The following is a 9,914-nucleotide window of genomic DNA, read 5'->3' on the forward strand; positions in this document are numbered from 1 at the left end:
GGATTCAGGAGATGCCCTTACGTTGTTTTGCGGGTGCCCGTGGGGGGTGCCCGGACAAGTGCAAGGGGACAACCGATGACTCATCGAGCAGGCGGGGTGCCCAGACGCACCCTCGCCGTCGTGGCCGGTCTGGGACTGGTGGGCAGCATGCTCACCTCGCCGGCCGCCACGGCCACGACCCTCCCGGCGGACACCGCCGGGACGTCCGTCAGCGCAGCTGACTACGAGGACGGCCGCTACATCGTCCTCCTCCACGATGCACCGCTGGCCACCAACCCCAACACAGCGCCGGCCGCCGGCGAGAAGCTGGACGTCACCACGAGTGCCGCCACCTCCCACGCCGCGACGTTGGCTCGCGCCCAGGATGCTGTCCTGGCCGAGGTGGCTGCCGAGCCGACGCACCGCTACGACACCGTCCTGAACGGCTTCTCCGTGCAGTTGACCGCCGAGGAGGCGGCCACCCTCGCCACCCATGGCGACGTCAGGTCGATCTCCCTGGTGCAGATGCAGCAGGTGCACTCCGACCCGACCTTCCCGGACGGCTCGGCCTCTCCGATGACCGACGTCAGCCCCGACTTCCTGGGGCTGCGCGGCGAGGGCGGCGTGTGGGAGCAGCTCGGTGGTGCCGACACCGCAGGCGAGAACCTCGTGATCGGCGTCATCGACACCGGTCTGGACTATGACAACGAGTCCTTCACCGAGGGCACCGTCGCCGCTCCGCCAGAGGACTGGAACGGTGACTGCGACAACGGTGAGGACGGCTCCTGGCCCGACAGCGCCTGCACCGACAAGGTGATCGGAGCAAACTACTTCATGGACGGCTGGACCAGCCAGGGCGCCACCCCGGCACCGGGCGAGCACGTCAGCCCGACGGACCAGAACAACCACGGCACCCATGTCGCGGGCACCGTGGCCGGCTACCCGTTGACCCTGTCGGACGGCACCAACGACTACGACATCTCTGGCATGGCGCCGGCAGCGCACATCGCGGTCTACAAGGTCTGCTGGGACATGGAGTATCAGGGCGAGTCCTACAGCGGCTGCATGAACGACGACTCTGCCGCGGCCGTCGAGAAGGCCGTGGAGGACGGCGTCGACGTGCTGAACTACTCCATCGGCGGCGAGGACCAGGGCTACAACAACGACCCGGTCGACGAGGCGTTCAAGAGCGCCGCGGCCGTGGGCATCTTCAACGCCAACTCCGCCGGCAACTCCGGCCCGGAGGGCAACCCGCCCAACGTGCCGGTCGGCAACAACGCTCCGTGGGTCGCCACGGTGGCTGCCGCCACGCACAAGGAGGATGACTCACCGACCATCGCCGGGTTCTCCTCACGCGGCCCGGTCGACGTGGCGGACGACGAGCAGAACCTGCTCAAGCCCGACATCGGAGCCCCCGGCGTCAACGTGCTCGCTCCCGTCGTCGACGGCTGGGGTGAGATGAGCGGCACCTCCATGGCCTCCCCGCACATCGCTGGCCTGGCGTTGCTCCTCAAGCAGGCGCACCCGGACTGGTCGCCGATGGCGATCAAGTCTGCGATGCAGACCAGCGCGCTGGACTACACCAACGCTGAGTCCAACGACCCGTTCGTCGGTGGCACCGGCTTCGTCAACCCGCGGCAGTTCCTCAACCCGGGCCTGGTGTTCGATGCCGACATGGAGGACTGGGACGCCTTCGAGGCCGACGTCACGACCGGTTACAACTACAACACCGGGTCGTTGCAGATCGGCGCCCTGGGCGCCGAGGCGCCCACCACGACCACCCGGACGGTCACCAACGTGACCGACGCCGAGGTCACCTACACTGCGACCTTCGAGGGCCCGGAGAGCCTCGAGGTCATGGTCACGCCGGAGACGGTGACGATCCCGGCGGGTGAGTCCGCTGAGGTCACCATCGACGTGCGCAACGTGGACGCCCCGGCGGATGAGTGGCAGAACGGCACCCTCTCCTGGACGGGCGAGGGCCAGCCGGACGTCCACGTCACCGTCATCGCCCGCGGCGAGCAGGCGCCTCCCGGCGAGGAGCCCCCGCCCGAGGAGCCGAAGGTCGAGCGCGTAGCTGGTGACAGCCGCTACCTGACCGCCCAGGAGCTCAGCGCGAACTTCCCGGAGGGCGTGGAGACGGTCTACATCGCCTCGGGCCAGGGCTACCCGGACGCCATGTCCGGTGCGCCCGCTGCTGCGCAGGGCAAGATCGAGGTCCTGGGGACAATGGAGACCCCGGACGGCAACCCGGCACCGGTGCTGCTCGCCCAGCAGGACAACCTGACCAACGCGACACACGCCGCGCTGGACGCGCTCGACCCGGACAACGCCCTGATCCTCGGTGGCACGAGCATCATTGACGAGACGGTCGAGGCCGAGGTCGTCGAGCGGATGGGCGATGACGGCAACGTCCAGCGCATCCAGGGTGCGAACCGCTATGAGACCGCAGCCGCACTGGCCGAGCTGTTCGAGGACCCGTCCGTGGTCTACGTGGCCTCCGGTGTGGACGGGGCCTACCCGGACGCGCTGACCGGCTCGGCCCTGGCTGGCGCCGATGACGCCCCGGTCCTGCTCACCAAGACCGACCAGGTGCCCCAGGCGACCATGGACGCACTGGAGTCGCTGGGCAACCCCTCGGTCATGGTGATCGGTGGCCCGAAGGCGGTCAGCGACGCGGTGATGGAGGAGCTCGGTGCGACCGAGCGCATCGCCGGTGAGCACCGCTGGGGCACCGCTGCCGAGGTGTCCGCGGGCAACTACAGTCCGGACGTCCCGGTGGTCTACCTCGCCAGCGGCTGGGACTTCCCCGACGCCCTGGCCAGCTCCGCACTGGCCGGCTCGCAGGATGTCCCGGTGCTGCTGTCCAAGGACAACGCGATCCCCCAGGTGATCTGGGCGGAGCTGGACCGGCTCTCACCGGAGCGAGTCGTCATCGTCGGTGGCACCGAAGCCATCTCGGCGGAGGTCGAGGAGCAGCTCAACGAGCGCTACCCCGATTGGGTCGGCTGATGCTGCAGCCTCAACGCTGAGCCCGCGGGCTCACACCACCGGGCCGCCGGGACGGAGCGCCAGCCCGTCCCGGCGGATCGCTGACTGGGGGCAACTCAAAACGGCAGAGGCCGCCACACCGCGACGGCGGTGCTGGGCGACTCCTGCCGAGGCCGCGTCCCCGGGCGCATGACGACCGCCTCACCCCGCGGACCCGCGGCAAAGACGCGGCTGCGGACCTCGAGCGCCTCACGCAGCACACGGTTCTCCTCGAGCAGCTCAGCGGTGCGCGTGCGCAGCGCCTCGACCTGGTGCTCGAGCTCGATGATCCGCTGGATGCCGGCGAGGCTGATTCCCTCGTCCTGGGACAGGCGCTGGACCTCACGCAGCCGCGTCACGTCGCGGGCAGAATAGCGCCGCCCACCACCGCGGGTGCGCTGCGGTGTCACCAGCCCGAGCCGGTCGTACTGCCGCAGTGTCTGGGCGTGCATGCCGGCCAACTGGGCCGCGATGGAGATGACATAGACCGGCGTGTCCTCGTCCGGAACGTTCTTCCGCGCCATGGGTCCTCCTCCTTCGCAGTATGCCGTGGGCCGGCGGGGTCCTGTGCCTGCCCCGCCGCAGTCGTTACTCGCGGGCGCGCTCGAGCAGCTCGGCGCGCGGGTCGGTGCCGTCCTCCTCGGCGGCCAGGGCCTCGACGGCCTCGCGAGCCGCGTCGGAGAGCCGCTGCGGGACGACGATGCTGACCTTCGCCAGCAGGTCGCCGGTGCCGCTCTTGGCCTGGATGCCGCGACCCTTGACGCGGAGGACCCGACCCGACGGTGTGCCGGGAGCGACCCTGACCTTCACCGTGCCCCCGTCCAGGGTCGGGACCGCCACGGTCGCACCGAGTGCGGCTTCGGCGAAGGTCACCGGCAGGTCGAGCGTCAGGTTGTTGCCGTCGCGGCCGAAGACGGGGTGCGGCCGCACGGTGACGACCAGCATGAGGTCGCCGTTCCGCGCGCCCGGATCACCGGGCAGGCCCTTGCCGCGCAGCCGGATCTTCTGACCGTCCTTGACGCCGGCCGGGATCCGGGTGGTGACCCGACCACCCTCCGGGGTCTGCAGGGTGACGGTGTCCCCGCTCGCAGCCTGCATGAAGTCGATCGTGGTGCGCGCCTCGACATCCCGACCAGGACGCGGGCCGCGGGTGGCCTGGAAAGGTGACCCTCCGGCATACTGCCCGCCTCCGAACCCACCGAGCAGGTCCTCCAGGTTGATCCCCTGGGCCCCGCCACCGCTGGTGCTGAAGCGCGCGCCACCGCCGCCACCCCCGCCGAACATCTGGGCAAAGACATCCTCGAAGCCGGCTCCCCCGGCCCCGCCGGGGCCACCCGCTGTGAACCGTGCCCCGCCACGGGACATCGCACGGACGGCGTCATACTGCTGGCGCTGCTCCGGGTCGGACAGGACCGCATAGGCCTCGCCGATCTCCTTGAACTTCTTCTCCGCGGCGGCGTCCCCCGGCTTGGAGTCCGGGTGCCACTCGCGGGCCAGCTTTCGGTAGGTGCTCTTGATCAACTTGTCGTCCGCGTCGGCGTCCACGCCGAGGATCGCGTAGAAGTCCTTCTCGAACCAGTCCTGGCTCGCCATCCGCCCTCACCTCCTGTCCCGCATTTCGTACCGCATCTCGTACGCCCGTACCCGCATTCGTACGGGTCTCGCACGCTCATCCCCGGATGTCCGAGGCGGTCTCGCCCGCCCCGTCGATCCGGTCTGCTGAAGTATCTCTGCCCCTCCGTGCCGTTCACCGGCCGGGTGGGCCGGTCGGGGCGACGCTCACACGCCGCCCCGACCTTGATCATGCCGGGTCTGCCACCGCGACGCGCGCGGCGCGCACCACCCGGTCACCCACCTTGAAGCCCGGCTGCATGACCTGGACGATCGTCGTCTCGGTTGCGCCCTCGGGCAGGTCGGCCTCCGGCAGGTGCATCAGCGCCTCGTGGAAGGCAGGGTCAAAGACCTCTCCGACCGCACCCAGTCGCTCGACACCGAAGCGGCCCAGGGTCGCCTCGAGCTTGTCGGCGATCGCGACCAGCGGGCCCTCGGCGAGCTCACCGTGCTCCCGGGCCATGTGCAGGTCGTCGAGCACCGGCAGCAGTGCCTCGACCACCGCGATGGCACCGGCCTCACGGTCCCGGTCCCGGTCGCGGTCGACCCGTCGCTTGTAGTTGACATACTCCGCCTGGAGACGGCGCAGGTCCTCGAGTCGATCGGCCGCCAACTGGGTGTCGGGGTGCACCTCGTCCTCGGTCGCGCCGGGGAGTGAGTCCCCGACCTCACCGGCGAAGGCGTCGTCGCCCTCGGCCAACACCTCTGCGTCCACGACGTCGGCCTCCGACGTCTCGGCCGCAGGTGCCTGAGCAGCAGGCTGCCGGACCTCGCCGGTCTCGGGGTCAAGGCGACGCTTGTCCCGGATCACCGGACCGGTGGGGCCCTCGGACTCGTGGTCCTGCGGCCCCCCGGTTCCGGTGGTCTCGGTCACTTGGACTCCTCGTCGTCGACAACCTCGGCGTCCACGACGTCCTCGCCCGCGGCGCTCTGCCCGTCGGTGCCCTCGGCACCTGGGAAGCCGTCACCGCCGGGGAAGCCCTCGCCACCGGGGAAGCCGGCGCCCGGAGCACCGTCGCCGCCCTCGGCCTGCTGCGCGGCGTAGATCGCCGAACCCATCTTCTGGCTCTCGGTGGAGAGGGTCTCCATCTTGGCCTTGATGTCGTCGGCGCTCGCCTCGGACTCCGGCTTCAGCGCCTCCTTGAGGTCGTTCAGCGCCGTGTCGACGGTGCCGCGCAGGTCCTCGGGGACCTTGTCGCCGGAGTCGGTCAGGAACTTCTCGGTGGAGTAGACCAGCTGCTCCGCGGTGTTGCGGGTCTCGGTCTCCTCACGCCGCTTCTTGTCCTCCTCTGCGTGCGCCTCGGCGTCCTTGACCATGCGCTCGATCTCCTCCTTCGGCAGCGCCGAGCCACCGGAGATCGTCATGGACTGCTCCTTGCCCGTGCCCCGGTCCTTGGCGGAGACGTGCACGATGCCGTTGGCGTCGATGTCGAAGGTGACCTCGACCTGCGGGACGCCACGGGGAGCCGGAGCGATGCCGGTCAGCTCGAAGTTGCCGAGCAACTTGTTGTGCTGGGCGATCTCGCGCTCACCCTGGTAGACCTGGATGCCCACCGACGGCTGGTTGTCGCTGGCCGTGGTGAAGACCTCGCTGCGCTTGGTCGGGATCGCGGTGTTGCGCTCGATCAGGCGGGTCATGATGCCGCCCTGGGTCTCGATGCCCAGGCTCAGCGGGGTGACGTCGATCAGCAGGACGTCCTTGCGCTCACCCTTGAGGACACCGGCCTGCAGGGAGGCGCCGACGGCGACGACCTCGTCGGGGTTGACGCCCTTGTTGGGCTCCTTGCCGCCGGTGAGCTGCTTGACGAGCTCGGTGACCGCCGGCATACGGGTGGAACCACCGACCAGGACGACGTGGTCGATCTCGCTCACCGAGATGCCCGCGTCCTTGATGACCTGCTCGAACGGCGCCTTGGTGCGGTCCAGCAGGTCAGAGGTCATCTGCTCGAACTGCGCGCGGGTGAGCGACTCGTCCAGGTGGATCGGGCCGTTCTCACTCATCGACAGGAACTGCAGGTTGATGCTGGCGTTGGTGGAGCTGGAGAGCTCCTTCTTGGCCTGCTCTGCGGCATCACGCAGCCGCTGCATGGCGATCTTGTCGTTGGCCAGGTCGACGCCCGTGGTGTTCTTCACGGTGGTGAGCAGGTGGTTGACGACGCGCTCATCCCAGTCGTCACCACCGAGCTTGTTGTCACCGTGGGTGGCCCGCACCTGGATGGTGGCGAAGCCGTCCTCGGCGTCCTTGCCCACCTCGAGCAGGGACACGTCGAAGGTGCCGCCGCCGAGGTCGAAGACGAGGATGAGCTCGTCCTCCTTGCCCTTGTCCAGGCCGTAGGCCAGAGCGGCAGCTGTGGGCTCGTTGACGATCCGCAGCACGTTGAGGCCGGCGATCTCGCCCGCCTCCTTGGTGGACTGACGCTCGGCGTCGTCGAAGTAGGCCGGCACGGTGATGACCGCGTCGGTGACGTCCTCACCCAGGTAGGCCTCGGCGTCCCGCTTCAGCTTCTGCAGGATGCGGGCGCTGATCTCCTGGGCTGTGTAGGTCTTGTCGTCGATCTCGGGGCTCTTCCAGTCCGTGCCCATGTGACGCTTGACGGAGCGAACGGTGCGGTCGACGTTGGTGACCGCCTGACGCTTGGCGATCTCACCGACGAGGATCTCCCCGCTCTTGGTGAAACTGACGACCGACGGGGTGGTGCGACCGCCCTCGGCGTTGGCGATGATGTGCGGCTCCCCGCCCTCGAGGACGGCGACCGCCGAGTTGGTGGTGCCCAGGTCGATACCGACTGCACGTCCCATGCGTTGACTCTCCTGTATGTCGTGTGGTTGGCCGCAGCGTCCCGCCTCGGCCAAGTCTTCGGTCACCAACTTGCTCCTTCGACCCGGTCATTGTCAAACTGGGACTCAGTGAAGTTGAGTACATCATGCTCAACTTGCACGTGGGTCGGTTTGTTCCCTCCCTTCACCACGCCGACCTGACGGGAATCCTGTAGGTTCTCGGCCAAGTTGGCAGTGGTCTCATCTATCTGACAGTGGCGTGTCAGTAGTCTCATCCATCTGTCAGTGGGTCACGATGGGCGTGTGGGCGTGCGCGAGGTCTCCTTGCGGTACTGCAACGTCGCCGGTGACGAGGTCACGACGACGTGGCGCGAGGCGCGCGCCGAGCTGATCGTCGAGGGCCTTCCGGTCCGTATCCCGCCGTCCTACCGGGGGCAGGGGAACTACCCGGGTCTGTTCTGGTCGGCGACGAACCGTCGGACGCTGGTGTACGAGAGCCTGCTCGAGCTGGACCGGCTGTGGTTGGCGGACTTCGACCCGACTGTCGTGGGTATCGCGACCCAACCGTTCCAGATCACGGGAAGCGGCACCGGCGCTCAGCCTTCGCATGTGCCCGATGTCCTCCTGGTCCATGTCGACCGGACGGTCACCTTGGTCGACGTGAAGCCGGCAGAGTTCCTGGACAAGCCCGCGGTGCGGGCCCAGTTCGACTGGACACGCGGGTTGTGTCGGGACAAGGGCTGGGGCTACGAGGTCTTCTCCGGCGGCGATCCAGTCGTGCTGCGCAACATCAAGGCCGTGGCTGTCGGTCGTCGCTCCGAGCGACTACCGACCGGTGTCCTGGACCGGGCACGGGCGGTTCTTGCCCCAGGGGACGTCACCCTGAGTGAGGCCATCGCCCGCAAGCCGTCGACGTGCGGCGACGCTTCCTGGCGCGTGGCTGTCCTGGGGTGCCTGTGGCGCGGCGAGGCGATGGCCGACCTCCGACGGCCTCTAGGCATGGAGACGGTCCTGACTTACTCAGCGGGGGTGCCGGTGTGAGTGCAGAGAGCCTTGATGTGTCGGTTGGTGCCCGACTCTGGTGGCAGGGAAGCGCCTGGACCGTGGTCGAGCACGAGAGCGCCATCGTGATCTTGCGGTCGGGCGAGCAGTTCAAGAAGGTTCATGCACCCTCGTTGGTTGGCGTCGCGCAGGCCCTCGACGACCGGCCCGTCCAAGACGCCGATGCGGAGCTGGACGCGGTCGTTCTGGCGTCGCTGACCTCGGTGCAGCGCGCCGAGGTCGACCAGCAGGAGAAGGTGTTCGACGAGCTCGTCCTCCTCCCCTCCGACCGGCCGGTAGATGAGCGCTACCGCGCGGCGGCTGAGGAGCTCGGGATCTCTCTTCGTACCGCGTACCGCCGGGGGCGACGGTACGCGGAGAAGGGTCTCGTGGGCTTGGTGGACTCACGTCGACTTCAGCCTCGTCGGCCCTCGGTCGACCCGGAGTGGGACTCGGCATGCCTGGAGACTCTCCACGGTTACCGAGACTTGTCGAACCCGACGATGAAGTCGGTGCTGCGCAAGACGAATGAGAGGTACCTCGTCGAGCACCCGCAAGCTGCCACCCCGTCACGAGCCGTCGCCTACCGTCGGATCCGAGAGCTGGACAAGGGGCGTTACACGTTCGGGGCGGCCAAGCAACGCAGGTCGGTGGCCGAACGGCCGCAGGGCGTGCTGGGACGCCTGCGGGCGGACCGGCCCGGCCAGTACGTCGTGCTGGACACGACTCGCCTGGACGTGTTCGCGATGGAGCCGGTGACCGGTCGGTGGGTCAACACTGAGCTGACAATCGCGAAGGATCTGTACTCCCGGTGCGTCCTCGGCCTGGCCCTGAGGGCTGTGTCGACCAAGGCGCAGGACGTCGCATCGGTGCTGTTCCAGGTGGTCACCCCGCAGCAGTGGGGAGCTGACGTTGAGGGCGAGGTGCCGGCACCGTACGTCGGCGTCCCGGACCAGCTGATCACGATGACCACGGGTGCCCTGCCGGACACGATGGTCAAGTCCGGTGGAGTGGTGTACGACGGTGATCCCTCGGTAGGGGTTTTCAGGTCGTCAGTTCGGGCACTGTAGCAGTGAGCTCCTCGGGGTTGGTGGGGGTCGGGTTGAGTGCGTGTCGGCACCTGGTGAGGGCGTCGATGCCGATGTAGCGGCGTTGCTCGGCCCAGGCGTCGTGTTGCTCGGCCAGGACGGCGCCGACGAGGCGGATGATGGACTCGCGGTGGGGGAAGATGCCGACGACGTCGGTGCGCCTGCGGATCTCCCGGTTGAGGCGTTCCTGGGGGTTGTTGGACCAGATCTGGCGCCAGACCTCCTTGGGGAAGGCGGTGAAGGCCAGGATGTCGGTCCGGGCGTCCTCGAGGTGGGCGGCGACGGCGGGTAGCTTCTCGGTCAGCCCTTCGACGACCCGGTCGAACTGGGCGTGCACCGAGGTGGCGTCGGGCTGGTCGTAGATGGAGTGCAGCATGGCCTTGACCC

8 protein-coding genes are annotated in these 9,914 nt (G+C 68.6%); 3 read left to right on the forward strand and 5 right to left on the reverse strand.

Annotated features, from left to right (window positions below):
• Positions 1-75 precede the first annotated feature (75 nt).
• Entirely contained in the window at positions 76-2,991 is a 2,916-nt protein-coding gene (locus tag DPQ65_RS11615; protein WP_114907467.1) for a cell wall-binding repeat-containing protein, read from the forward strand.
• A 95-nt stretch (positions 2,992-3,086) separates the two neighbouring features.
• On the opposite strand, the gene DPQ65_RS11620 is transcribed toward DPQ65_RS11615, so the two are convergent.
• From DPQ65_RS11620 to dnaK, 4 genes are all read right to left on the reverse strand, one after another.
• Positions 3,087-3,533 (reverse strand): heat shock protein transcriptional repressor HspR, encoded by a 447-nt coding sequence (locus DPQ65_RS11620; protein WP_114907468.1) that lies wholly within the window; start codon positions 3,531-3,533, stop codon positions 3,087-3,089.
• 64 nt (positions 3,534-3,597) lie between these two features.
• Entirely contained in the window at positions 3,598-4,602 is a 1,005-nt protein-coding gene (locus DPQ65_RS11625) for a DnaJ C-terminal domain-containing protein (protein ID WP_114907469.1), read from the reverse strand.
• Positions 4,603-4,810: 208 nt separating this feature from the next.
• Entirely contained in the window at positions 4,811-5,494 is a 684-nt protein-coding gene (locus DPQ65_RS11630; RefSeq protein ID WP_238146802.1) for a nucleotide exchange factor GrpE, read from the reverse strand.
• Positions 5,491-7,419, reverse strand: a complete 1,929-nt coding sequence (gene dnaK, locus DPQ65_RS11635; RefSeq protein ID WP_114907470.1) for a molecular chaperone DnaK — start codon at positions 7,417-7,419, stop codon at positions 5,491-5,493. The genes DPQ65_RS11630 and dnaK overlap by 4 nt, the downstream gene beginning before the upstream one ends.
• Positions 7,420-7,701: 282 nt before the next feature.
• On the opposite strand from dnaK, the gene DPQ65_RS11640 reads away from it, so the two are divergent.
• Together DPQ65_RS11640 and DPQ65_RS11645 are read left to right on the forward strand one after the other, a co-directional pair.
• Positions 7,702-8,439 (forward strand): TnsA-like heteromeric transposase endonuclease subunit, encoded by a 738-nt coding sequence (locus DPQ65_RS11640; RefSeq protein ID WP_162802183.1) that lies wholly within the window; start codon positions 7,702-7,704, stop codon positions 8,437-8,439.
• Positions 8,436-9,509 (forward strand): helix-turn-helix domain-containing protein, encoded by a 1,074-nt coding sequence (locus DPQ65_RS11645; protein ID WP_162802184.1) that lies wholly within the window; start codon positions 8,436-8,438, stop codon positions 9,507-9,509. Before DPQ65_RS11640 ends, DPQ65_RS11645 begins: the two co-directional genes overlap by 4 nt.
• Here the strand turns inward: DPQ65_RS11645 and DPQ65_RS11650 are convergent.
• Positions 9,484-9,914, reverse strand: a 431-nt coding sequence (locus DPQ65_RS11650; RefSeq protein ID WP_202863095.1) for a transposase, incomplete at its 5' end; no start/stop codon positions are given. The two genes, DPQ65_RS11645 and DPQ65_RS11650, sit on opposite strands and share 26 nt — an antisense overlap.

Source organism: Ornithinimicrobium murale (genome assembly GCF_003352835.1).
Taxonomy (GTDB): Bacteria; Actinomycetota; Actinomycetes; order Actinomycetales; family Dermatophilaceae; genus Ornithinicoccus; species Ornithinicoccus muralis.